Source organism: Pseudomonas sp. RA_35y_Pfl2_P32 (genome assembly GCF_963970735.1).
Lineage (GTDB): Bacteria > Pseudomonadota > Gammaproteobacteria > Pseudomonadales > Pseudomonadaceae > Aquipseudomonas.
Map to the genome: position 1 here is coordinate 45,848 of NZ_CAXAQF010000009.1, position 23,552 is coordinate 69,399.

The 23,552-nt window shown below is 60.5% G+C and carries 25 protein-coding genes; 23 read left to right on the forward strand and 2 right to left on the reverse strand.

The features are described from left to right. Positions 1 to 6: 6 nt before the first annotated feature. Together secF and AACY45_RS10895 are read left to right on the forward strand one after the other, a co-directional pair. A complete protein-coding gene (gene secF, locus AACY45_RS10890) occupies positions 7 to 921 on the forward strand; it encodes a protein translocase subunit SecF (RefSeq protein ID WP_339545464.1) in 915 nt (304 codons plus the stop codon). A 119-nt stretch (positions 922 to 1,040) separates the two neighbouring features. Further along, the gene (locus AACY45_RS10895) at positions 1,041 to 1,589 is read left to right on the forward strand and encodes a glycine zipper 2TM domain-containing protein (protein WP_339545465.1); all 549 of its coding nucleotides are present in this window, start codon (positions 1,041 to 1,043) and stop codon (positions 1,587 to 1,589) included. A gap of 59 nt (positions 1,590 to 1,648) precedes the next feature. On the opposite strand, the gene suhB is transcribed toward AACY45_RS10895, so the two are convergent. Then, positions 1,649 to 2,467: a type III secretion system regulator SuhB gene (gene suhB, locus AACY45_RS10900; protein ID WP_003185165.1), complete on the reverse strand. Its 819-nt coding sequence runs from the start codon at positions 2,465 to 2,467 to the stop codon at positions 1,649 to 1,651. Between the two features lie 145 nt (positions 2,468 to 2,612). Between suhB and trmJ the strand changes: the two genes are divergently transcribed. From trmJ to AACY45_RS11005, 21 genes are all read left to right on the forward strand, one after another. Further along, positions 2,613 to 3,383, forward strand: a complete 771-nt coding sequence (trmJ, locus tag AACY45_RS10905; RefSeq protein ID WP_339545466.1) for a tRNA (cytosine(32)/uridine(32)-2'-O)-methyltransferase TrmJ — start codon at positions 2,613 to 2,615, stop codon at positions 3,381 to 3,383. Between the two features lie 2 nt (positions 3,384 to 3,385). After that, positions 3,386 to 4,162, forward strand: a complete 777-nt coding sequence (cysE, locus tag AACY45_RS10910) for a serine O-acetyltransferase (RefSeq protein WP_339545468.1) — start codon at positions 3,386 to 3,388, stop codon at positions 4,160 to 4,162. A gap of 267 nt (positions 4,163 to 4,429) precedes the next feature. Further along, positions 4,430 to 4,921, forward strand: coding sequence for a Fe-S cluster assembly transcriptional regulator IscR (gene iscR, locus AACY45_RS10915; protein WP_095166055.1), 492 nt, complete (start codon positions 4,430 to 4,432; stop codon positions 4,919 to 4,921). Between the two features lie 50 nt (positions 4,922 to 4,971). Further along, complete coding sequence (locus AACY45_RS10920; RefSeq protein ID WP_339545469.1) at positions 4,972 to 6,186, forward strand: IscS subfamily cysteine desulfurase; 1,215 nt, start codon at positions 4,972 to 4,974, stop codon at positions 6,184 to 6,186. Positions 6,187 to 6,273: 87 nt separating this feature from the next. Continuing rightward, on the forward strand, positions 6,274 to 6,660 hold the full coding sequence (gene iscU, locus AACY45_RS10925; RefSeq protein ID WP_003185157.1) for a Fe-S cluster assembly scaffold IscU: 387 nt from the start codon (positions 6,274 to 6,276) through the stop codon (positions 6,658 to 6,660). 34 nt (positions 6,661 to 6,694) lie between these two features. Further along, positions 6,695 to 7,018: an iron-sulfur cluster assembly protein IscA gene (iscA, locus tag AACY45_RS10930; protein ID WP_003227904.1), complete on the forward strand. Its 324-nt coding sequence runs from the start codon at positions 6,695 to 6,697 to the stop codon at positions 7,016 to 7,018. Positions 7,019 to 7,026: 8 nt separating this feature from the next. Beyond that, positions 7,027 to 7,548 carry a co-chaperone HscB gene (hscB, locus tag AACY45_RS10935; RefSeq protein WP_339545470.1) on the forward strand — a complete coding sequence of 174 codons (522 nt, stop codon included), beginning with the start codon at positions 7,027 to 7,029 and terminating at the stop codon, positions 7,546 to 7,548. Between the two features lie 51 nt (positions 7,549 to 7,599). Further along, positions 7,600 to 9,465, forward strand: a complete 1,866-nt coding sequence (gene hscA, locus AACY45_RS10940; RefSeq protein ID WP_339545471.1) for a Fe-S protein assembly chaperone HscA — start codon at positions 7,600 to 7,602, stop codon at positions 9,463 to 9,465. Continuing rightward, the gene (gene fdx, locus AACY45_RS10945; protein ID WP_339545472.1) at positions 9,465 to 9,806 is read left to right on the forward strand and encodes an ISC system 2Fe-2S type ferredoxin; all 342 of its coding nucleotides are present in this window, start codon (positions 9,465 to 9,467) and stop codon (positions 9,804 to 9,806) included. The genes hscA and fdx overlap by 1 nt, the downstream gene beginning before the upstream one ends. Before the next feature lie 14 nt (positions 9,807 to 9,820). After that, the gene (gene iscX, locus AACY45_RS10950; protein ID WP_339545473.1) at positions 9,821 to 10,021 is read left to right on the forward strand and encodes a Fe-S cluster assembly protein IscX; all 201 of its coding nucleotides are present in this window, start codon (positions 9,821 to 9,823) and stop codon (positions 10,019 to 10,021) included. Positions 10,022 to 10,109: 88 nt separating this feature from the next. Next, complete coding sequence (ndk, locus tag AACY45_RS10955; RefSeq protein WP_007916882.1) at positions 10,110 to 10,535, forward strand: nucleoside-diphosphate kinase; 426 nt, start codon at positions 10,110 to 10,112, stop codon at positions 10,533 to 10,535. Between the two features lie 28 nt (positions 10,536 to 10,563). Continuing rightward, the gene (gene rlmN, locus AACY45_RS10960; RefSeq protein WP_166593060.1) at positions 10,564 to 11,712 is read left to right on the forward strand and encodes a 23S rRNA (adenine(2503)-C(2))-methyltransferase RlmN; all 1,149 of its coding nucleotides are present in this window, start codon (positions 10,564 to 10,566) and stop codon (positions 11,710 to 11,712) included. A 12-nt stretch (positions 11,713 to 11,724) separates the two neighbouring features. Beyond that, on the forward strand, positions 11,725 to 12,483 hold the full coding sequence (gene pilW / locus AACY45_RS10965; RefSeq protein ID WP_339545474.1) for a type IV pilus biogenesis/stability protein PilW: 759 nt from the start codon (positions 11,725 to 11,727) through the stop codon (positions 12,481 to 12,483). Beyond that, the gene (locus AACY45_RS10970) at positions 12,483 to 13,457 is read left to right on the forward strand and encodes a RodZ family helix-turn-helix domain-containing protein (RefSeq protein WP_339545475.1); all 975 of its coding nucleotides are present in this window, start codon (positions 12,483 to 12,485) and stop codon (positions 13,455 to 13,457) included. Before pilW ends, AACY45_RS10970 begins: the two co-directional genes overlap by 1 nt. Before the next feature lie 3 nt (positions 13,458 to 13,460). Continuing rightward, on the forward strand, positions 13,461 to 14,570 hold the full coding sequence (gene ispG / locus AACY45_RS10975) for a flavodoxin-dependent (E)-4-hydroxy-3-methylbut-2-enyl-diphosphate synthase (RefSeq protein WP_095166042.1): 1,110 nt from the start codon (positions 13,461 to 13,463) through the stop codon (positions 14,568 to 14,570). A 22-nt stretch (positions 14,571 to 14,592) separates the two neighbouring features. After that, on the forward strand, positions 14,593 to 15,882 hold the full coding sequence (gene hisS, locus AACY45_RS10980) for a histidine--tRNA ligase (RefSeq protein WP_339545477.1): 1,290 nt from the start codon (positions 14,593 to 14,595) through the stop codon (positions 15,880 to 15,882). Between the two features lie 40 nt (positions 15,883 to 15,922). Further along, complete coding sequence (locus AACY45_RS10985) at positions 15,923 to 16,564, forward strand: tetratricopeptide repeat protein (protein WP_095166039.1); 642 nt, start codon at positions 15,923 to 15,925, stop codon at positions 16,562 to 16,564. Beyond that, complete coding sequence (gene bamB, locus AACY45_RS10990; RefSeq protein ID WP_339545478.1) at positions 16,557 to 17,708, forward strand: outer membrane protein assembly factor BamB; 1,152 nt, start codon at positions 16,557 to 16,559, stop codon at positions 17,706 to 17,708. The genes AACY45_RS10985 and bamB overlap by 8 nt, the downstream gene beginning before the upstream one ends. Positions 17,709 to 17,891: 183 nt before the next feature. Further along, a complete protein-coding gene (der, locus tag AACY45_RS10995; RefSeq protein WP_339545479.1) occupies positions 17,892 to 19,355 on the forward strand; it encodes a ribosome biogenesis GTPase Der in 1,464 nt (487 codons plus the stop codon). Positions 19,356 to 19,478: 123 nt separating this feature from the next. Further along, complete coding sequence (locus AACY45_RS11000) at positions 19,479 to 20,627, forward strand: pyridoxal phosphate-dependent aminotransferase (protein ID WP_339545480.1); 1,149 nt, start codon at positions 19,479 to 19,481, stop codon at positions 20,625 to 20,627. Beyond that, on the forward strand, positions 20,615 to 21,406 hold the full coding sequence (locus AACY45_RS11005; protein ID WP_339545481.1) for an amidohydrolase: 792 nt from the start codon (positions 20,615 to 20,617) through the stop codon (positions 21,404 to 21,406). The genes AACY45_RS11000 and AACY45_RS11005 overlap by 13 nt, the downstream gene beginning before the upstream one ends. A gap of 161 nt (positions 21,407 to 21,567) precedes the next feature. Here the strand turns inward: AACY45_RS11005 and leuA are convergent, their stop codons facing one another. Continuing rightward, on the reverse strand, positions 21,568 to 23,247 hold the full coding sequence (leuA, locus tag AACY45_RS11010; protein WP_339545482.1) for a 2-isopropylmalate synthase: 1,680 nt from the start codon (positions 23,245 to 23,247) through the stop codon (positions 21,568 to 21,570). Positions 23,248 to 23,552: the final 305 nt, after the last annotated feature.

Sequence of the window (23,552 nt, forward strand, 5' to 3'; positions counted from 1 at the left end):
GCTGCCATGTTACGTACAATCAACTTCATGGGCGTTCGCAACGTTGCGTTCGGCGTCACATTGTTCCTCACGGTGCTGGCGTTGTTCAGTGTCGCCACCAAGGGCATGAACTACGGCCTGGACTTCACGGGCGGTACGCTGATCGAGCTGACCTATGAGCGTCCGGCCGATGTGACCAAGGTGCGTGAGCAGCTGGTTACCTCGGGTTATCACGAGGCGGTGGTGCAGAGCTTCGGCGCGACCACCGACCTGCTGGTGCGCATGCCGGGCGAAGACCCGCAACTGGGTCACCAGGTTGCCGAGGCCTTGCAGAAGGTCGGCGGCGACAACCCGGCCGTGGTCAAGCGCGTCGAGTTCGTCGGCCCGCAGGTGGGTGAAGAGCTGCGCGACCAGGGCGGCCTCGGCATGCTCATGGCGCTGGGCGGCATCCTGATCTACCTGGCATTCCGCTTTCAGTGGAAGTTTGCGGTCGGGGCCATCGTGTCGCTGATCCACGACGTGATCGTGACCATCGGTATCCTGTCGTTCTTCCAGATCACCTTCGACCTGACGGTGCTGGCGGCGGTGCTGGCGATCATTGGTTACTCGCTCAACGACACCATCGTGGTGTTCGACCGGGTGCGTGAGAACTTCCGCGTACTGCGCAAGGCGACGCTGATCGAGAACATCAACATCTCGACCACCCAGACCCTGCTGCGCACCATTGCCACCTCGGTTTCGACCCTGTTGGCGATCGCTGCGCTGCTGTTTTTCGGTGGTGACAACCTGTACGGCTTCTCCCTGGCCCTGCTGGTGGGTGTACTGGCGGGTACTTACTCGTCGATCTACATCGCCAACGTGGTGCTGATCTGGCTGAACCTGAGCAGTGAAGACCTGATTCCTGCGGTCAACACCGAGAAGGAAGTGGACGACCGTCCTTGAGGCGTTTTCCCATCTGGTAGTACCCCAAAAGGCGCGAGTATTGAACTCGCGCCTTTTTTTGTGCTCCAAGGCTGGGAGAAGCGCGGGCATGTCCCGCATGTGATGGTCAGGAGGTTCATGTGAACAAGTCGTTGCTGGTTGGTGCGGTATTGGGTGCTGTCGGTGTGACTGCCGGGGGTGCTGTTGCCACCTACAGCCTGGTAAAAAGCGGCCCTGAGTATGCGCAAGTGCTGGCCGTTGAGCCGGTCAAGAAACAGATCAAGACGCCACGTGAAGTGTGCAAGGACGTGACTGTGACCCGTCAGGCGCCGGTCAAGGATCAACACCAGATCGCAGGTACCGTGGTCGGTGCGCTGGCCGGTGGTCTGTTGGGCAACCAGATCGGCGGTGGCACCGGCAAGAAGATCGCCACGGTCGCTGGTGCGGTGGGTGGTGGTTATGCCGGTAACAAGGTGCAGGAGGGCATGCAGGAGCGTGACACCTACACGACTACGCAAACCCGTTGCAACACGGTCAATGACATCAGCGACAAGGTCGTAGGCTACGACGTGCGATACTCGCTCGATGGCAAGGAAGGCAAGGTGCGTATGGACCGTGATCCAGGCAACCAGATTCCGGTCGACAAGGAAGGTCAGTTGATCCTGAGCCAGAACGAACCGGCGCAGTGATCGGTTGAAGCGCAGGCATAAAAAAAGCACCCCGTAGGGTGCTTTTTTTGGCCTGGCGCTTAGCGTTTCAGCGAGGCTGGCAGGTGCGGCTGGATGGCTGTCAGGACTGCCTTGAAGCATTTGGTGTTGCCGGCAACGATGTGGCCTTTTTCCAGGAAATCGTGACCGCCGGTGAAGTCGCTCACCAGGCCGCCCGCTTCCTGGATCAGCAGGGCGCCTGCAGCCATGTCCCACTCGGACAGGCCTGATTCCCAGAACGCGTCGAAACGGCCGGCGGCAACGTATGCCAGGTCCAGGCTCGCAGCGCCAGCGCGGCGGATGCCGGCAGTCTGGCCAACCAGGGCGCGGAACATGCCCAGGTAGTTGTCGAGGTTGTCCATCTGGTCGTCACGGAACGGGAAGCCGGTGCCCAGCAGGGCGCCGTCCAGGCTGGTGCGGCCGCTGACGCGCAGGCGACGACCGTTCAGTTGGGCGCCACGGCCACGGCTGGCGGTGAATTCTTCCTGGCGAACCGGGTCCAGGACCACGGCGTGTTCCAGGCGACCACGGTATTTGCAGGCGATGCTGACGGCGAAGTGGGGGATGCCACGCAGGAAGTTGGTGGTGCCGTCCAGTGGGTCGATGATCCACAGGTACTCTTCACCTTCGATGCCGGTGCCGGCGTGCATGCCGGTCTCTTCGCCGAGGATCGAATGGTTCGGGTAGGCTTTGCGCAGGGCGTCGACGATTTTCTGTTCGGCCGCGCGATCCACTTCGGACACGTAGTCCTTGGCGTCTTTTTCATCGACCTTGATGGTATCCAGGCGCTCGATGGAGCGGAAAATCAATTCACTGGCGCTGCGGGCGGCGCGCAGCGCGATATTCAGCATGGGCTGCATGGATGTGTCACCTAAGGTTGTTAAAGAAAGCCGAGCATTCTAGCAGAAAGTTTCTACAGATGAACGACGACGTTTGCTTTCGTAGCTTAACTTTAGGATGAACTGTAAGATTTGCGACCAAATTCCCTGTCAGAGAGCGCCTCCCTTGCTGCAGAACATTCGTGTCGTCCTGGTCAATACCAGTCATCCGGGAAACATCGGTGGGGCTGCGCGTGCCATGAAGAATATGGGGTTGTCGCGCCTGGTGTTGGTGGAGCCGCGGCTGTTCCCCCATCACGAGGCCGATGCGCGGGCTTCCGGTGCCGGCGACATCCTGGAAAGCGCACAAGTGGTCGCCACCCTGGAAGAGGCGCTGGTGGGCTGCAATCTGGTACTTGGCACCAGCGCGCGCGACCGCCGCATTCCCTGGCCGCTGCTCGATCCGCGCGAGTGCGGGACTAAGGTGGTCGAGGAAGCGGCGGCCGGCGCCGAGATCGCCCTGGTGTTTGGTCGTGAAGATTCCGGCCTGACCAATGAAGAGCTGCAGCGATGTCATTATCACGTGCACATTCCTTCGGACCCTGAGTTCAGCTCGCTGAACCTGGGGGCCGCGGTGCAGGTGTTGAGCTATGAAGTGCGCATGTCCTGGCTGGCGGCACAAGGCCAGCCAAGCAAGGTCGAGAAGGAAGAAGTGGCGTCCACCAAGAGCGGTGAGCTGGCGACCATGGATGAGCTGGAGCGATTTTATGAGCACCTGGAGCAGACCTTGGTGGCCATCGAATTTCTCGACCCGGAAAAGCCGCGACACTTGATGGCGCGCCTGCGTCGGTTGTACGGACGAAGCTCGGTCAGTCGGGCTGAGATGAATATTTTGCGTGGCATCCTCACGGAAACCCAGAAAGCGGCCCGTGGTGAGCTCCTTAAGCGGAAGGATTAATGATGTTCGAGCGTTTGCGTGAAGATATCCAGAGCGTTTTCCATCGAGATCCGGCGGCGCGTAATGCATTCGAAGTGCTGACCTGCTACCCGGGCATGCACGCGATCTGGATTCATCGCCTGTCGGCGGCGCTGTGGGGGTGGGGGTGGAAATGGCTGGCGCGGCTGGTGTCGAACTTTGGTCGCTGGCTGACCGGGATCGAGATTCACCCGGGCGCCAAGGTCGGGCGTCGTTTCTTTATTGATCACGGCATGGGCATCGTCATTGGTGAAACCGCCGAGATCGGTGATGACGTGACCCTGTATCAGGGCGTGACACTGGGCGGCACCAGCTGGAATAAAGGCAAGCGCCATCCGACCCTGGAAGATGGTGTGGTGGTGGGTGCTGGCGCCAAGGTGCTGGGGCCGTTCACGGTAGGGGCGGGTGCCAAGGTCGGCTCCAATGCGGTGGTGACCAAGGCGGTGCCGACCGGTGCCACAGTGGTCGGGATTCCGGGGCGGATCATCGTCAAGTCCGATGATGAGCAGGAAGCCAAGCGCAAGGCCATGGCTGAGAAGATTGGTTTCGATGCCTACGGCGTTGGCGAAGATATGCCAGACCCGGTGGCGCGGGCCATTGGTCAGTTGCTCGATCATCTGCAGGCGGTGGATGGCCGTCTGGAAGGGATGTGCGGCGCGCTGAAAGACCTGGGGAGCCCTTACTGTGCCAAAGAGTTGCCTGAGCTGCGCGAAGAAGACTTCGCCTGCGTAAAAGGCAAGGATCAGACCCCGGCCAGCTAGACCGAGCCCCCCCCCATCGCGGGCAAGCCTGCTCCCACAAGGTCTTCGGTGATACACAGATTGCGTTAGCACCGAAAATCCCTGTGGGAGCGGGCTTGCCCGCGATGAAGGGTAGCGCGGTACTGCTGGCTGTAACCCGCACGCCTTTGCTATGATGCGCGCGCTCTTTTGCAGGTAAACCTGACTAAAGTACTAGGTCTTATAGTTGACTTAAATACTCGGGAATTGCATACTCCTCCCCATCCCGAAACTCCGCGGTAATTGTCCATGCGACTGACTACAAAAGGCCGATACGCTGTAACCGCCATGCTTGACCTGGCGTTGCACGCGCAGCATGGGCCTGTGTCCCTGGCTGACATTTCCGAGCGCCAAGGCATTTCCCTGTCCTACCTCGAACAGCTTTTCGCCAAGTTGCGCCGCAGCAACCTGGTCTCCAGCGTTCGTGGTCCTGGCGGCGGCTACCAGCTGTCGCGTGACATGCAGGGGATCCAGGTCGCTCAGGTAATCGACGCGGTAAATGAATCGGTTGACGCTACCAAGTGTCAGGGTCTGGGTGATTGCCACGGCGGCGATACCTGTCTGACCCACCACCTGTGGTGTGATCTGAGCCTGCAAATCCACGAATTTCTCAGCGGTATCAGCTTGGCTGATCTTGTCACTCGCCGTGAGGTACAAGAAGTAGCCCAGCGTCAGGACCAGCGTCGTTGCAACAGCAAGTCGCCGCGCCTGGACAAGATTGAAGCGTCCGCCGTCGAGTGACAGCCAAAGAGCTAGCGGCACGCCAGCCAGCCTGATTTAGGAGATAGTCCATGAAATTGCCGATTTACCTTGATTACTCTGCGACCACCCCGGTTGATCCGCGTGTCGCGCAAAAGATGAGTGAATGCCTGCTGGTCGACGGAAACTTCGGTAACCCGGCTTCCCGCTCCCACGTGTTCGGCTGGAAGGCCGAAGAATCGGTCGAGAACGCTCGCCGCCAGGTCGCCGACCTGGTCAACGCCGACCCGCGTGAAATCGTCTGGACCTCCGGTGCCACCGAGTCCGACAACCTGGCAATCAAGGGTGCGGCACATTTCTATGCCACCAAAGGCAAGCACCTGATCACCACCAAGATTGAGCACAAGGCTGTCCTCGACACCATGCGCCAACTGGAGCGTGAAGGGTTCGAAGTGACCTACCTCGAGCCACGCACCGATGGCCTGGTGACTCCGGAAATGATCGAAGCCGCGCTGCGTGACGACACCATCCTGGTCTCGGTCATGCACGTGAACAACGAAATCGGCACCATCAACGACATCGCCGCCATCGGCGAACTGCTCCGCTCCAAGGGCATCCTGTTCCACGTCGACGCCGCTCAGTCCACTGGCAAGGTCGAGATCGATCTGCAGAAGCTGAAAGTCGACATGATGTCGTTCTCCGCTCACAAGACCTACGGCCCTAAAGGCATCGGCGCACTGTACGTGAGCCGCAAGCCGCGTGTGCGCATCGAAGCGACCATGCACGGTGGCGGTCATGAGCGTGGCATGCGCTCCGGCACCCTGGCCACTCACCAGATCGTCGGCATGGGCGAAGCCTTCCGCGTAGCCAAGGAAGACATGGCTGCCGAGAACGTGCGCATCAAAGCCCTGAGCGATCGCTTCTACAAGCAGGTCGAACATCTGGAAGAGCTGTACGTCAACGGCAGCCTGACCGCCCGCGTTCCGCACAACCTGAACCTGAGCTTCAACTACGTTGAAGGCGAGTCGCTGATTATGGCGCTCAAGGACCTGGCGGTTTCGTCCGGTTCGGCCTGCACCTCGGCTTCCCTTGAGCCTTCGTACGTACTGCGCGCCCTGGGCCGCAACGACGAACTGGCACACAGCTCGATCCGCTTCACCTTCGGCCGCTTCACCACCGAAGAAGAAATCGATTACGCCGCGCAGAAAGTCTGCGAGGCCGTTACCAAGCTGCGCGCTCTGTCGCCGCTGTGGGACATGTACAAAGACGGCGTCGACATTTCGAAGATCGAGTGGGCGGCACACTGATATATAAGTCGCCGCACACGGGCCTTGTCTTGAAATTTCGATTTGCAGGGCCCAAAGAGCGACTCTCTGATGAGTGAGGATTGAATCATGGCTTACAGCGAAAAGGTCATCGACCACTACGAAAACCCGCGCAACGTCGGCAAGATGGACGCGCAAGATCCTGATGTCGGCACTGGCATGGTCGGCGCTCCGGCGTGCGGCGACGTAATGCGCCTGCAGATCAAGGTCAACGAGCAAGGCATCATCGAAGACGCCAAGTTCAAGACCTACGGCTGCGGCTCCGCCATTGCTTCCAGCTCCCTGGCCACCGAGTGGATGAAGGGCAAGACCCTGGATGAAGCCGAGACCATCAAGAACACTCAGCTGGCTGAAGAACTGGCCCTGCCGCCAGTGAAAATCCACTGCTCGGTACTCGCTGAAGACGCCATCAAGGCGGCTGTTCGCGACTACAAGCAGAAAAAAGGCTTGATCTGACTTTCAGGTTTTGGCGACGAGTAAGGAGTCAACGATGGCTATCAGCATGACAGAAGCGGCTGCTCGACACGTGCGACGCTCCCTTGATGGGCGCGGCAAAGGTGAGGGGATTCGCCTGGGTGTTCGCACCACGGGCTGTTCCGGCCTTGCCTACGTGCTGGAGTTTGTCGACGAAGTGGTGGCAGAGGATCAGGTGTTCGAAAGTCACGGCGAGAAAGTGATCATCGACCCGAAAAGCCTGGCCTACCTGGACGGTACCGAGCTCGATTTCGTCAAGGAAGGGTTGAACGAAGGCTTCAAGTTCAACAATCCCAACGTACGCGGCGAATGTGGCTGCGGCGAAAGCTTCAACATCTGAGGCTTGTCGTGGGAACTCCTTGTCATTTCGCATTATTTGAGCTGCAACCGAGCTTCAGCCTGGATCTCGATCAGTTGGCTACGCGCTACCGTGAGTTGGCGCGCGGCGTTCATCCGGATCGCTTTGCTGATGCTTCCGAGCGTGAGCAACGGCTGGCGCTAGAGCAATCCGCGAGCCTCAACGAGGCCTACCAGACGCTCAAGAGTCCCCCCAAGCGCGCGCGTTACCTGCTCGCCATGGGGGGCGGTGAGTTGCCGTTGGAGGTCACGGTGCATGATCCGGAGTTTCTTCTGCAGCAGATGCAATGGCGCGAAGAGCTCGAAGACCTGCAAGACAGTGCCGACCTGGCCGGGGTTGCGGTATTCAAGCGCCGCCTGAAGGTCGCCCAGGAAGAACTGAACCAAAGCTTCGCAGCTTGCTGGAACGATGCCGCGCAACGCGAACAGGCCGAACGCCTGATGCGGCGTATGCAGTTCCTCGACAAGCTCACCTACGAAGTGCGCCAGTTAGAAGAGCGCCTCGACGATTAACCCAGTGCCGCCTCGGTCGCACGCCTGATATACAGATAAGTCCTGATAACGATGGCCCTACTGCAGATCGCCGAACCCGGCCAAAGTCCTCAACCGCACCAGCGTCGTCTGGCTGTGGGGATTGACTTGGGCACTACCAATTCGCTGGTCGCTGCGTTGCGCAGTGGTCTTTCCGAGCCGCTGGCCGACGCTGACGGGCAGGTCATTCTGCCGTCTGCCGTGCGCTATCACGCTGATCGCATCGAAGTGGGCGAGTCAGCCAGGCTGGCTGCCGCTACCGACCCGTTGAACACCGTGCTGTCGGTCAAGCGCTTGATGGGTCGTGGTCTGTCCGACGTCAAGCAGTTGGGCGAGCAACTGCCGTACCGCTTTGTCGGTGGCGAGTCGCACATGCCGTTCATTGACACCGTTCAAGGGCCGAAAAGCCCGGTCGAAGTCTCCGCCGACATCCTCAAGGTGCTGCGCCAGCGCGCCGAAGCGGCGTTGGGTGGTGAACTCGTGGGGGCGGTGATCACGGTTCCGGCCTACTTCGACGATGCCCAGCGTCAAGCCACCAAGGATGCGGCCAAGCTGGCCGGTCTGAACGTGCTGCGCTTGCTCAATGAGCCAACGGCTGCGGCGGTCGCCTACGGGCTGGACCAGCATGCCGAAGGCCTGGTTGCCATCTATGACCTGGGTGGCGGCACTTTCGATATTTCGATTCTGCGCCTGACCGGCGGTGTGTTTGAGGTCCTGGCGACCGGTGGCGACAGCGCCCTGGGTGGCGATGATTTTGACCACGCGATTGCTGGCTGGATCATCGAGAGCGCCGGGCTGTCCGCCGACCTCGATCCGGGCGCGCAGCGTCAACTGCTGCAAACCGCCTGTACGGCCAAGGAAGCGCTGACCAATGCCCCATCGGTCGAAGTGGCCCATGGTGCCTGGAAAGCCGAGCTGACCCGCGAAGCTTTCGATGCGCTGATCGAGCCGATGGTTGCGCGCAGCCTCAAGGCCTGCCGTCGCGCCGTGCGTGACTCCGGCATCGAGCTGGAAGAAGTGCACGCGGTGGTCATGGTTGGTGGTTCCACCCGTGTGCCGCGGGTGCGCGAGGCCGTCGCTGAGGCCTTTGGGCGCCAGCCGCTGACTGAAATTGATCCGGATCAAGTGGTGGCCATTGGCGCTGCGATCCAGGCCGATACCCTCGCGGGCAACAAGCGTGACGGTGGCGAACTGCTGCTGCTTGACGTGATTCCGCTGTCCCTGGGGCTGGAAACCATGGGCGGCCTGATGGAGAAGGTGATTCCGCGCAATACCACGATCCCGGTGGCGCGCGCCCAGGACTTCACCACCTACAAAGATGGCCAGTCGGCCATGATGATTCATGTGCTGCAAGGCGAGCGCGAGCTGATCAGCGATTGCCGTTCCCTGGCGCGTTTTGAATTGCGTGGCATTCCGGCCATGGTTGCCGGCGCGGCGAAGATTCGTGTGACTTTCCAGGTCGACGCCGACGGCCTGCTCAGCGTTTCGGCGCGCGAGCTGGGTTCGGGTGTCGAGGCCAGCATCCAGGTCAAGCCGTCCTACGGCCTGACCGACGGTGAAATTGCCAAGATGCTCAAGGATTCGTTCCGGCACGCCAACGACGACAAGGTCGCCCGCGTGCTGCGCGAGCAGCAAGTGGATGCCCAGCGTCTGGTCGAGGCGGTGCAGGGGGCTCTGGAGGCGGATGGCGAGCGTTTGCTCGACGCCGAGGAGCGCATGGTCATCGACATGCAAGTGCAAGAACTGATCGAACTGATGAAAGGTACTGATGGTTACGCCATCGAGCAGCAGACCAAGCGTCTGTCGCAAGTGACCGATGCTTTTGCTGCCCGTCGCATGGATCAGACGGTGAAAGCCGCTCTGTCGGGGCGCAATCTGAATGAAATCGAGGATATTTGATGCCGCAGGTCATTTTTCTGCCACACGAGAAGTACTGCCCGGACGGCATGGTTGTCGATGCTGCACCCGGCACTTCGATCCTCGAACTGGCTCATGAACACCATATCGAGATGGAAAGCGCCTGCGGCGGCGTCTGCGCCTGCACGACTTGTCATTGCATCATCCGTGAGGGTTTTGACTCAATGGAAGAGGCTGACGAGCTGGAAGAAGACTTCCTCGATCGCGCCTGGGGGCTGGAAGCGCAATCGCGCCTGGCCTGTCAGGCTATCGTTGGTGAAGAAGATATCACCGTCGAAATCCCGAAATATTCGCTTAACCATGCGGCTGAAGCGCCGCACTGACTGGTAAGACTGTCATGAGCTACGGTTGGAATGATGTTCAACGAATTGCCGAAGAGCTGGCCGAATCCAAGCCGGATGTCGATCCGCTTTCTGTCAATTTCGTCGACTTGCAGCGATGGATCATGGAACTTCCGGACTTCGATAACACCTCTGGTCGTGTCGGCGAGAAGGTGTTGGAAGCGGTTCAGGCCCTCTGGATCGAAGAAGTAGACTGATCGTCCCCGCAGGTTAGGCAATACCCAAGAACCCGCGTATAATTCGCGGGTTTAATTTTTCGCAAATTACCGTTTCTGGAGTTACACCATGGCTGTTCAACGTACTTTCTCCATCATCAAGCCTGACGCTGTTGCAAAAAACGTTATCGGCGAGATCACCACTCGTTTCGAAAAAGCTGGTCTGCGCGTTGTAGCTTCGAAACTCAAGCAACTGTCCAAAGCTGAAGCCGAAGGCTTCTACGCTGAGCACAGTGCTCGTGGTTTCTTCGGCGACCTGGTTGCTTTCATGATCTCCGGCCCGGTTGTTGTTCAGGTTCTGGAAGGCGAAAACGCTATCGCTCTGAACCGTGAGCTGATGGGCGCTACCAACCCTAAAGAAGCTGCTGCCGGCACCATCCGTGCTGACTTCGCTGACTCCATCGACGCCAACGCTGTACACGGTTCGGACTCTGAAGCCGCTGCTGCTCGCGAAATTTCGTACTTCTTCGCAGCTACTGAAGTAACCACTCGCTAAGCATTGGCTTAAGAGTGAAGGTGAATCCATGACTACATCGACTGTTAAAACTAACCTGCTGGGTCTGACTCAGCTGGAAATGGAAAAATTCTTCGACTCAATCGGGGAGAAGCGTTTCCGTGCCGGTCAGGTAATGAAATGGATTCACCACTTTGGCGTCGATGATTTCGACGCCATGACGAACGTCAGCAAGGCCCTGCGCGACAAGCTCAAGGCCATTGCTGAAGTTCGCGGTCCCGAAGTGGTCAGCGAGGACATTTCCAGCGACGGCACCCGTAAGTGGGTGGTGCGCGTGGCGTCCGGCAGCTGTGTCGAGACCGTGTACATTCCCCAGGGCAAACGTGGCACCTTGTGCGTTTCGTCCCAGGCAGGCTGTGCCCTGGACTGCAGTTTCTGCTCCACCGGCAAGCAAGGCTTCAATAGCAACCTCACCGCCGCCGAAGTCATCGGCCAGGTGTGGATTGCCAACAAATCGTTTGGCAGCATCCCGGCGACCGCCGACCGTGCCATCACCAACGTGGTGATGATGGGCATGGGTGAGCCGCTGCTGAACTTCGACAACGTCATCGCGGCCATGCACCTGATGATGGATGACCTGGGCTACGGCATCTCCAAGCGCCGGGTGACCCTGTCGACCTCCGGCGTGGTGCCGATGATCGACGAGCTGTCCAAGCACATCGACGTATCCCTGGCGCTGTCGCTGCACGCACCCAATGACGCATTGCGTAACCAATTGGTGCCGATCAACAAGAAGTATCCGCTTAAGATGCTCCTCGAGTCGTGCCAGCGCTACATGTCGTCCCTGGGCGAAAAGCGTGTGCTGACCATCGAGTACACCTTGCTCAAGGACATCAATGACAAGGTCGAGCACGCGGTGGAAATGATCGAGTTGCTCAAGAATATCCCGTGCAAGATCAACCTGATCCCGTTCAACCCGTTCCCGCACTCCGGTTACGAGCGACCAAGCAACAACGCTATCCGGCGTTTCCAGGATCAACTGCACCACGCTGGCTTCAATGTCACTGTGCGCACCACCCGCGGCGAAGACATCGATGCCGCTTGTGGTCAATTGGTAGGGCAGGTGCTGGATCGTACCCGCCGTAGCGAACGTTACATTGCTGTGCGGGAATTGAACGCCGACAGCGATCTGGCGCAAGACGCTGCGAATCGTACCTAAGAGAGGATCTCTATGTCCCTGCGCGTTGCGCTGCTTCTGCTGTTGGCCAGCCTCTCGGCTGGCTGCGTCTCATCGGGTGATTTCGATCCGCTGAAGACCAGCAAGGGCCGTGACGAGGCGCGAGTGGCCTATGTGCAACTGGGCATGGGCTACCTGCGCCAGGGCATGACCGAACAGGCGAAAGTGCCGCTGCGCAAAGCCCTGGAGCTCGACAGCAGTGACGCCGATGCCAACGCAGCCCTGGGCCTGGTGTTCCAGTCGGAAATGGAGCCGGAGCTGGCCGAGCAGCACTTTCGCAAGGCCCTCGCGGCCCGCCCGGGCGATGCACGGATCCTCAACAACTACGGCAGTTTTCTCTTTGAAGAGAAGCGTTACAAAGAAGCCTACGAGCGCTTTCAACAGGCCGCTGCCGATAGCCTATATCCTGAACGTTCGCGGGTCTTCGAGAACCTCGGCATGACGGCCGCGAAGCTCGGCCAGCGTGACCTGGCCCGGCAACAGCTGGAAAAAGCCCTGCGCCTGAATCGCCAGCAACCCCGGGCGTTGCTGGAAATGGCTGAGTTGTCATTCGAAGACAGGCATTATGTGCCCTCGCGCGACTATTACGACCGTTTTAGCCTGCTCGCCGAGCAAAATGCACGTAGTCTATGGCTCGGCGTTCGGCTGGCCAGTGTGTTCGAAGATCGCGACAAGGCCGCAAGCCTGGGCCAGCAACTAAAACGACTCTATCCCGGTACGCCGGAATATCAGCAATACCTGTCGGAGCAATGATGAAAGCGGCGCATCCCGAAGTTGTAGCAGCGACTCGCGTAAACCCCGGAGAGACCTTGCGTCAGGGCCGCGAAAGCAATGGTTGGTCGTTGGCTGAAGTAGCGGTAAAGCTCAATCTCACCGTGATTTCCCTGGGTAACCTGGAAGCTGGCGCGTTCGACAAGCTGCCAGGGCATACCTTTGCCCGCGGCTACATCCGTGCCTATGCCAAATTGCTCGGCATGGACCAGGGCGTCCTGGTCCAGCAGTTCGACCAGCACACCGGCACCGACGGCCAGGGCAGCAACGTCCACAGCCTGGGGCGGATCGAAGAGCCCAGCCGTATTTCCCATACCATCCTGCGCATTGTCAGCCTGCTGTTGCTGATTGCGGTCGTGTGCGGTGGTTTTGTCTGGTGGCAGGATCAAACCTCGCTGCGCACCAAGGACCTGATCGGCCTGAACCCCGAGCACGTCGAAGTTGAAGGTGCCGACGGCACCACCCAGATCCATCCGCTGGACGAGCCGGAAGACCAGGCCGTCGTCGAAGCCCAGACCGAAAGCACGACCCCGCTGGCCTTGCCTGAAGGGGCCTCCGTGGCCCCGACCGCGGAAACCGCCCAGACCCCGGAGGCAGCACCTGCTGCGTCGGTGGTTGCGACACCAGTCACCCCTGCGGTACCTGTTGCCCCGGTTGCTCCCGTAGCACCGGCACCCGTGGTCAGCGCGCCGGTAGCGCCTGCCCCGGTGGCCGGTTCCGGTCAGGTCCGTATCCAGTACGTGTCGGACTGCTGGACGCAGGTCTCCGACGGCAATGGCAAAGTGCTGTTCAGCGGTCTGAAGCGTAAGGGCGATACCGTCGATGTCAGCGGCAAGCCACCCTTTGCCGTCCGCCTGGGTTTTGCCCGCGGTGCGCAAGTCAGCTACAACGGGCAAGCAGTCGATGTAGCTCCGTTCACCAGTGGCGAGACTGCTCGCCTGAAGTTGGGTCAATAAGTCATGCACGGCGAATCTCCAATCAAACGTCGCGAATCCCGCAAGATCTGGGTCGGTTCGGTACCGGTGGGCGGTGATGCGCCTATCGCTGTGCAGAGCATGACCAACAGCGACACCAATGACGTGGCCGCCACCGTGGCCCAGATCAACCGTCTGGAAGCCGCTGGCGTCGATATCGTGCGGGTGTCCGTTCCGGACATGGACGCCGCTGAAGCCTTCGGTCGGATCAAGCAGTTGGTGAAGGTGCCGCTGGTGGCCGACATTCACTTCGACTACAAGATCGCCCTGCGGGTCGCTGAACTGGGTGTCGATTGCCTGCGGATCAACCCCGGCAACATCGGTCGCGAAGACCGCGTGCGTGCGGTGGTCGATGCCGCCCGCGACCGCGGGATCCCGATCCGCATCGGGGTCAACGCCGGCTCCCTGGAAAAAGACCTGCAAAAGAAATACGGCGAGCCAACGCCGGCGGCGCTGGTGGAGTCGGCCTTGCGCCACGTCGAGCACCTTGAACGCCTGAACTTCCAGGACTTCAAGGTCAGCGTAAAGGCATCCGACGTGTTCATGGCCGTCGAAGCCTACCGCTTGCTGGCCAAGGAAATCGTCCAACCGTTGCACCTGGGCATCACCGAGGCCGGTGGATTGCGTTCAGGCACAGTGAAATCCGCGGTGGGCCTCGGTATGCTGCTCGCCGAAGGGATTGGCGATACTATCCGCATCTCGCTGGCGGCTGACCCGGTCGAGGAAGTGAAAGTCGGCTACGACATCCTCAAGTCCCTGCACCTGCGTTCCCGTGGCATCAACTTCATCGCCTGCCCGAGCTGCTCGCGGCAGAACTTCGATGTGGTCAAGACCATGAACGAGCTGGAAGGGCGCCTCGAAGATCTGCTGGTGCCGCTGGATGTTGCGGTCATCGGCTGTGTGGTCAACGGTCCTGGCGAAGCCAAGGAGGCCCATATCGGCCTCACCGGTGGTACGCCGAACCTGATCTACATCGACGGCAAGCCGGCGCAGAAACTGACGAATGACAATCTGGTGGATGAGCTGGAACGGCTGATCCGCCAGAAAGCGGCCGAAAAGGTCGAAGCCGATGCAGCGCTGATCGCTCGCGGCTGATCAAACGAATTAAGGAATTTTTGTGAGCAAGTCTCTGCAAGCCATCCGTGGCATGAACGACATCCTGCCCGAACAGACCCCACTGTGGCGTCATTTCGAAGGCACCGTTTCGCGTCTGCTGGATAACTACGGTTACAAGCAGATCCGCATGCCGATCGTCGAGTTCACCGAGCTGTTCAAGCGCTCCATCGGTGAAGTGACCGATATCGTCGAAAAAGAGATGTACACCTTCGAGGACCGCAACGGCGATTCGCTGACCCTGCGTCCCGAAGGCACCGCGGCCTGCGTACGGGCGGTGCTGGAACACGGCATCACCGGCGGTGGTCAGGTGCAGAAACTCTGGTACATCGGCCCGATGTTCCGCCACGAGCGCCCACAGAAAGGCCGCTATCGCCAGTTCCACCAGATCGGTGTCGAAGTGTTCAACCTCGACGGTCCGGACATCGACGCCGAGCTGATTGTGCTGACCTGGCGCCTGTGGGGCGAGCTGGGGATCCGCGATGCGGTCAAGCTCGAGCTCAACAGCCTGGGCACCAGCGAGTCCCGTGGGCGTTACCGCGAGGCGCTGGTCGAGTACCTCTCGGCGCGCCTGGACCAACTGGACGAAGACAGCCAGCGTCGCCTCAAGACCAACCCGCTGCGCGTGCTCGACACCAAGAACGCCGATACCCAGGCGGTCCTGGTCGACGCGCCGAAGATGGCCGACTACCTGGATGACGAGTCGCGCGCGCACTTCGAAGGCCTCAAGGCTCGCCTGGACGCCGCGGGCATTCCTTATGTGATCAACCCCAAGCTGGTGCGCGGGCTGGATTACTACAGCAAAACCGTATTCGAATGGGTCACCGACAAGCTCGGCGCCCAGGGCACCGTGTGCGCGGGCGGCCGTTACGACGGCCTGGTCGAGCAGATGGGCGGCAAGCCGACCACCGGCGTGGGTTTCGCCATGGGCATCGAGCGCCTGGTGTTGCTGCTGGAAACCCTGGAGCAGATCCCGCAAGAAATTTCCCGGCAGGTCGACGTCTACCTGTGCGCCTTCGGCGAGGCTGCCGAACTGGCTGCCCTGTCCCTGAGCGAGCGGGTGCGTGACCAGTTGCCCAACCTGCGCCTGCAAGTGAACGCCGGTGCCGGCAGCTTCAAAAGCCAGTTCAAGAAAGCCGACAAGAGCGGTGCGCTGTACGCACTGATCCTCGGTGACGACGAGATGGCCCAGCAAGTGGTAGGTTTCAAACCCCTGCGTGGCCAGGGCGAACAACAAAGCATTGCCTGGGACGCGCTCGCCGCTCACCTGGCCACCTGCGTCGTGCAGGGTTGAAGCTGTCAAACAGCCGATTTAGCGAATAAGGAGTATTGGGGTGTCGAGTACCGAAGATGAACAGCTGGCGGATTTGAAGGACTGGTGGACGCGCAACGGTAAACCCCTGGTCACTGGCGGCCTGTTGGCGCTGGTCATCGTGTTCGGCTGGCAGGCGTTCCAGAAGTATCAGAGCAACCAGTCGCAAGGTGCCTCGATGCTCTACCAGGAACTGCTGGAAACCACGTTGACCCCGGACGGCAAGCCTGACGCGGCCCGTGTTGCGGACCTGGCCAACAAGCTCAACAGCGAGTTCGGCGGCACCGCCTACGCGCAGTACGGTCGTCTGTTCGTGGCCAAGGTCGCGGTCGACAGCGGCAAGCTCGACGACGCTGCCAACGAACTCAAGGCCGTGGCCGACAAGCCGGTCAACCCAACCCTGGGCGAAGTGGCGCGTCAGCGTCTGGCCCAGGTGCTGGCGGCGCAGAACAAGACCGACGAAGCCCTGAAGTTGCTCGAAGGCGATGCGGACAAGGCATTCCTGGCCACTCGCGAGGAACTCAAGGGTGACCTGCTGGTCCAGTTGGGTCGTACCGACGAAGCCCATGCGGCCTACCAGAAAGCCAAGGCGGCGCTGTCGGATGAAGCAGCGGTCGGTGGCCTACAAATCAAGTTGGACGACCTGGCCAAAGGGGATGCGTGACGTGATCCGTTGGAAACATGCAGCATTGCTGGCTCTGGCCGTTCTGGCCGCGGGTTGCAGCAGCAACAGTAAAAAAGAACTGCCACCGGCCGAACTGGTCGACTTCAAGGAAGAAGTGGTCCTGCAAAAGCAATGGAGTCGTTCGATCGGTGACGGTCAGGGCGAAACCTACATCATGCTGGTGCCGGCCATCGACGGCGATACCATCTATGCCGGTGACGTGAATGGCACGGTCATGGCGATGGATCGCGGTAACGGTGACATCAAGTGGGAGACAGACCTCGAGCTGCCAGTTTCCGGCGCTGTGGGCGTGGGTTACGGCCTGGTCATGGTCGGTACCCTCAAGGGCGAAGTGATTGCCCTGGATGCCATCAACGGTGAAGAGAAATGGCGTGCCCGGGTCACCAGCGAAGTGCTGGCCCCGCCTGCCAACAACGGTGATGTGGTCGTGGTGCAAACCCAGGACGATCGCCTGATCGGCCTGGACGCCGCCACTGGCAACCAGCGCTGGTTGTACGACAGCACCCCGGCGGTCCTGACCTTGCGCGGTACCAGTGCGCCGATCGTGACCAACCGCCTGGCGCTGGCTGGCCTGTCGACCGGTAAAGTCGTGGCGCTGAACATCAACAACGGCGTGCCGATGTGGGAAACGCGCGTAGCGATCCCGCAAGGCCGTTCCGAGTTGGATCGGGTAGTCGACATCGACGGTGGCCTGCTGTTGTCCGGCGGCACCCTGTATGTCGCCAGCTACCAGGGTCGCGTTGCGGCACTGGACCTGGAGAGCGGTCGCCAGCTGTGGCAGCGTGATGCTTCCAGCTACGCCGGTGTCGCTCAAGGTTTCGGCAACGTTTATGTGAGTCTGTCTTCGGGCACCGTTGAAGGCGTCGATGAACGTTCCACCACAGCCTTGTGGAGCAACGATTCGCTGGCCCGTCGTCAACTGTCGGCCCCGGAAGTGTTCTCCAGCTACGTTGCAGTCGGTGACCTGGAAGGTTACCTGCACCTGTTGAGTCAGGTGGATGGCCGTTTCGTCGGCCGTGAACGCATCGACAGCGACGGCCTTCGTGCCCGTCCGCTGGTGGTGGGTGACACGATTTATGTGTATGGCAACAGCGGCAAACTGGAAGCGCTGACCATCAAGTAAGAACTATGCTGGACCTATAGGTAGGAGCGAGCTTGCTCGCGATGGGCGTCAACGATAACGCGTATAGTCTGGATAAACGCGTTGTCGTGAGCTTCTTCGCGAGCAAGCTCGCTCCTACACGAGCACCAGCCGCTGCCTCGCAGCGGCTTTTGTATTTTCTGAAATAACGAAGTGGAGAGCCGCATGGTTCCCGTAATCGCCCTGGTGGGCCGACCGAACGTCGGCAAATCCACCATGTTCAACCGCCTGACCAAAAGCCGCGACGCTATTGTCGGCGACCTTTCCGGTCTGACCCGTGATCGCCAATACGGTGAGGCAAAGTGGCAAGGGCGCTCCTATATCCTGGTCGACACGGGTGGTATTTCCGGTGACGAACACGGCATGGACGAAAAGATGGCCGAGCAGTCGCTGCTGGCCATCGAAGAAGCCGATGTCGTGCTGTTCCTGGTAGATGCCAAGGCGGGCTTCACCGCCGCCGACCAGATGATTGCCGAGCACTTGCGCAAGCGCAACAAACGCTCCCTGCTGGTGGCCAACAAGATCGACAACATCGATCCGGAAATGGCCCGCGCCGAATTTGCCCCCTTGGGCATGGGGCACGCCATCGGTGTTGCCGGTGCACAAGGTCGCGGTGTGAACACCCTGCTGGAAGCCGCCCTCGGCGAATTCCCGCGTGACACCGAAGAAGAGGATCTGAACGCCAACGTCGCCGAAGGCGAAGAAGCCGTACGGATTCCGGGTCCAAGCGAAAAAGATGGCATCAAGATCGCCATCATCGGCCGGCCGAACGTCGGCAAGTCGACCCTGGTCAACCGCATGCTTGGTGAAGACCGGGTCATCGTCTACGACCAACCCGGCACCACGCGTGACAGTATCTACATCCCGTTCGAGCGTAACGACGAGAAGTACACGCTGATCGACACCGCGGGTGTGCGCAAGCGCGGCAAGATCAACGAAGAAGTCGAAAAATTCTCGGTGGTCAAGACCCTGCAAGCGATCAAAGACGCCAACGTGGTGATCTTTGTGATGGACGCCCGCGAAGGCGTGGTTGACCACGACCTGAACCTCCTGGGCTTTGCCCTGGAAGCTGGTCGCGCCATCGTTATCGCGCTGAACAAGTGGGACGGCATGACGTCGTCGGAACGTGATTTCGTGAAGATCGAGCTGGAGCGTCGGTTGTTCTTCGTCGACTTTGCCGACATCCACTTCATCTCGGCCCTGCACGGCACTGGCGTGGGCAACCTGTACCAGTCGGTACAGAACTCGTTCAAGTCGGCGATCACGCGCTGGCCGACCAACCGCCTGACCCAGATCCTCGAAGACGCCGTGGGCGAGCACGCGCCGCCGATGGTCAACAACCGCCGGATCAAGCTGCGTTATGCCCACTTGGGGGGGGCCAACCCGCCGCTGATCGTGATCCACGGCAACCAGGTCGAGAAGGTTCCGAACTCGTACGTGCGTTACCTGGAAAACACCTACCGTCGTGTCCTGAAGCTGGTTGGTACGCCGATCCGCATCGAGTTCAAGGGTGGCGAGAACCCGTACGAAGCGAACAAGAACACGCTCACCGACCGTCAGGTCAACAAGAAGCGTCGTTTGATGTCGCACCACAAGAAAGCCGACAAGAAACGCCGCGACAAGCGTTGATTGCCGCTTCTGTGCAACATCGGAAAGGGCGCCAGCGGGCGCCCTTTTTCGTGTCTGGTGTTTGCGCTATCCTCGGGCTCTCCCGCGCCGTCGTCAGCGCGGGCGTCCAGTAGGGAACACTTGATGATCACCAGCAAGCTGCCGAATGTCGGCATCACTATCTTCACCCAAATGTCCCAGCTCGCGGCTTCCAGTGGCGCGCTCAACCTGTCCCAGGGGTTTCCCGATTTCGACGGCCCGCAAGCCCTGCGCGATGCGCTGGGATGGCATGTTGCCAATGGGCACAACCAGTATTGCCCGATGACCGGCCTGCCAGCGTTGCGCCAACAGGTGGCGGCGAAGATCGCCGGCAGCTATGGGGTCGGCGTCGATGCCGATGACGAAGTGACGATCACTCCGGGCGCCACCCAGGCGATCTTCTGCGCGATCCAGGCCGTGATCCACAGCGGTGACGAGGTCATCGTCTTTGACCCGGCCTATGACAGCTACGAGCCCTCGGTGGCCCTGGCGGGCGGGCGCTGCGTGCATGTGCAACTGGCGGCGAACGACTTTTCGATCGACTTCCAAGCGCTCAAGGATGCCCTCAGCCCGCGCACACGGATGATCATCCTCAACTCGCCACACAACCCCAGTGGTGCGCTGATTTCCCGCGCTGAGCTTGAGCAGCTGGCCGAGCTGATCCGCGGCCGCGACATCTACCTGGTCAGCGACGAAGTCTATGAACACCTGGTGTACGACGGCGTGCCCCATGTCAGCGTGCTGGCCCATGAGGAGCTGTATCAACGGGCCTTTGTGGTCAGCTCGTTCGGCAAGACCTACCACGTCACCGGCTGGAAGACCGGCTACGTGGTGGCGCCACCGGCCCTCACGGCAGAGTTGCGCAAGGTGCACCAGTACGTCAGCTTCTGCGGCGTCACCCCGCTGCAGTACGCGCTGGCCGACTATATGGCGGCCCACCCGGAGCACGTCGAAGAACTGCCGGCCTTCTATCAGGCCAAGCGTGACCTGTTCTGCGATCTGCTGCTGCCATCGCGATTCAGCTTTACCCGAGTCACCGGGACTTATTTCCAACTGGTCGATTACTCGCAGATTCGCCCGGACCTGAACGATGTCGACATGGCCGTCTGGATGACCCGTGAACACGGCGTGGCGGCTATTCCGGTGTCGGTGTTCTACCAGAACCCACCGCAGGAACAACGCCTGGTGCGCCTGTGTTTTGCCAAGCGAGAGGAGACGCTGCGTGCGGCGGCGGAAAAACTATGCGTGATCTGAGCAACCTGCCCAACCTCAACCTGGCATTGATCCAGACCACCCTGGCCTGGCACGACCGCCAGGCCAACCTCGAGCACTTCGAGCTGTTGCTGGAGCAGGCGCGTGGCGCGGACCTGATCATCCTGCCGGAAATGTTCACCACGGGTTTCTCCATGGAGTCGGCGACCCTCGCCGAAGCGGAGAACGGCCCGACCAGCAAATGGCTGCGGGCCCAGGCGGCGAAGCTGGATGCGGTGATCACCGGCAGCATCATCGTCCAGGCCGCCGATGGCAGCCATCGCAACCGCCTGTTGTGGGCGCGGCCCGATGGCGAAGTCTGGCACTACGACAAGCGTCACCTGTTCCGCATGGCGGGCGAACACAATCACTTCACGCCCGGCGAGCGCCAGGTGCAGTTCGAACTCAAGGGTTGGCGCATACGCCCGTTGATTTGCTACGACCTGCGCTTCCCGGTGTGGAGCCGCGATCCGCAGGACACAGACTTGCTGCTGTACACCGCCAACTGGCCAGGCGCGCGCCGCCAGCATTGGAATCGCCTGCTGCCGGCCCGGGCCATCGAGAACCTGTGCTACGTCGCGGCGGTGAACCGGGTGGGCACCGATGGCAAGGGCTTTGCCTATACCGGCGACAGCCAGGTGCTGGACTTCCAGGGCGAGACCCTGCTCAGCGCCGGCGAGGCGGACGGGGTGTTCCAGGTGGTGCTCGACGCGGCCGAACTGGCCGCCTACCGCACGCGGTTTCCAGCGAACCTGGATGCCGATACCTTCGAGTTCACCTGAGATTTTCACTGCCTGAACTGGCCCCATCGCGAGCAAGCTCGCTCCCACAGTCTCCGCGTTCACACCAATCAACGGTGGGAGCGAGCTTGCTATAAACATCAGGCAAACAAAAAGGCCCCCAGGTTTTCACCTAGGGGCCTTTTGTCTTGCGCTCAGCCTTGTTACGCCGCTTTGGCCTGTGGCTGGCTCAGGGAGCGGTTCAGCGCGCTGAACAGGGCCTTGAAGCTGGCGGTGGTGATGTTTTCATCGATGCCCACGCCATGTACCGCCCGTTCGCCGTTCACCCGCAGCTCAATGTAGGCCGCGGCCTTGGCGTTGGTCCCTGCGCCGATGGCGTGTTCGTTGTAGTCCATGATCTCCACTGGAATCGGCAAGCCGGCCACTAGGGCTTCCAGGGCGCCATTGCCCTTGCCGCGCCAGTGCAGGTTGGTTTCGCCCTGGCCTTTGCTCGAGACTTCCACTTCCACCGCGCTGTGGCCGTTTTCTTCCTGCAGGCGATGGCTGACCAGCGCGTACGGGGTGTTGGCCTGCAAGTACTCGCTGTGCAGCAAGGCGTGGATCTGTTGTGCGGTCATCTCCAGGCCCAGGCGATCGGTCTCGCGTTGCACCACCTGGCTGAACTCGATCTGCATGCGACGCGGCAAGTTGATGCCGTATTCCTGTTCCAGCAGGTAGGCGATCCCGCCTTTGCCGGACTGGCTGTTGACGCGGATCACCGCCTCGTAGCTGCGACCGATGTCGGCCGGGTCGATCGGCAAGTACGGCACTTCCCACAAGGCGTCCGCCTGCTGCTGGGCGAAGCCCTTGCGGATGGCATCCTGGTGGGAGCCGGAGAACGCGGTGTGCACCAGGTCGCCGACGTACGGGTGACGGGGGTGCACGGCAATCTGGTTGCACTCTTCGACGACTTTGCGCACGCCGTCGATGTCGGAGAAGTCCAGCTCGGGGTTCACGCCCTGGGTGTAGAGGTTCAAGGCCACGGTGACCAGGTCGACGTTGCCGGTGCGCTCGCCGTTGCCGAACAGGCAGCCTTCGACACGGTCGGCGCCGGCCATCAGCCCCAGTTCAGTGGCCGCAACGCCGGTGCCACGGTCGTTGTGGGTGTGCAGGCTGATGAGCACGCTGTCACGACGGTTGATGTGGCGGCCGAACCACTCGATCTGGTCGGCGTAGATGTTCGGCGTGGCGCACTCGACGGTGGCTGGCAGGTTGAGGATCATCTTGTGTTCCGGCGTCGGGTTCCAGACCTCGATCACCGCGTCACAGACTTCCTTGGCGAACTCCAGCTCAGTGGCGCTGAAGGTCTCTGGCGAGTATTCGAACGTCCACTCGGTCTCCGGCTGCTGGGCGGCGTACTTGACGAACAGTTTGGCCGCACTGACCGCGATTTCCTTGATGCCGTCCTTGTCCTGGTTGAAGACAATCCGGCGGAAGGACGGGGAGGTGGCGTTGTAGAGGTGAACGATGGCCTTTTTCGCCCCGCGCAGGGATTCGAAGGTGCGAGCGATCAAGTCTTCACGGCCCTGGGTCAACACCTGGATGGTGGTGTCGTCAGGGATGTGGCCGTCTTCAATCAAGGTCCGCACGAAGTCGAAATCGGTTTGCGAAGCGGCCGGGAAGGAGGCTTCGATTTCCTTCACACCCACCTGAACCAGGGTTTTCCAGAAGCGCAGCTTTTTCGCCGCATCCATCGGCTCGATCAACGACTGGTTACCATCGCGCAAGTCGGAGCTGCACCAGATCGGCGCGGATGTGATGGTCTTCGACGGCCAGGTGCGATCAGGAATGTCGATGGTCGGGAACGCGCGGTATTTCGAAGACGGGTCTTTGAGCATGCTCATCTGGGAATCCTTATTCTGTTGTTGGCCGAAAAGAGGCGGCCTGCCGGTGGATCACTGTTGTGTTGGATAAATATAGGGGCGAGGCGCTGCGATTCAGCCCGGCAGTCGTGCGCTGACGAGGCACAGGCTGCGGTGCTGGCGAAGCTGAATGAGGGTGTGAGAGGTTTTCATGCCCTCAACCCTAACCGCGACGGAAAAAGATGGCAAGCAGTCGGAAAACTTTGATAGGAATACTCGAAAAGTTACTTTTATCGATATTTTATTGCGGGTTGTTTTAATATTTATCTGGATGTTTGCGTGTGGTT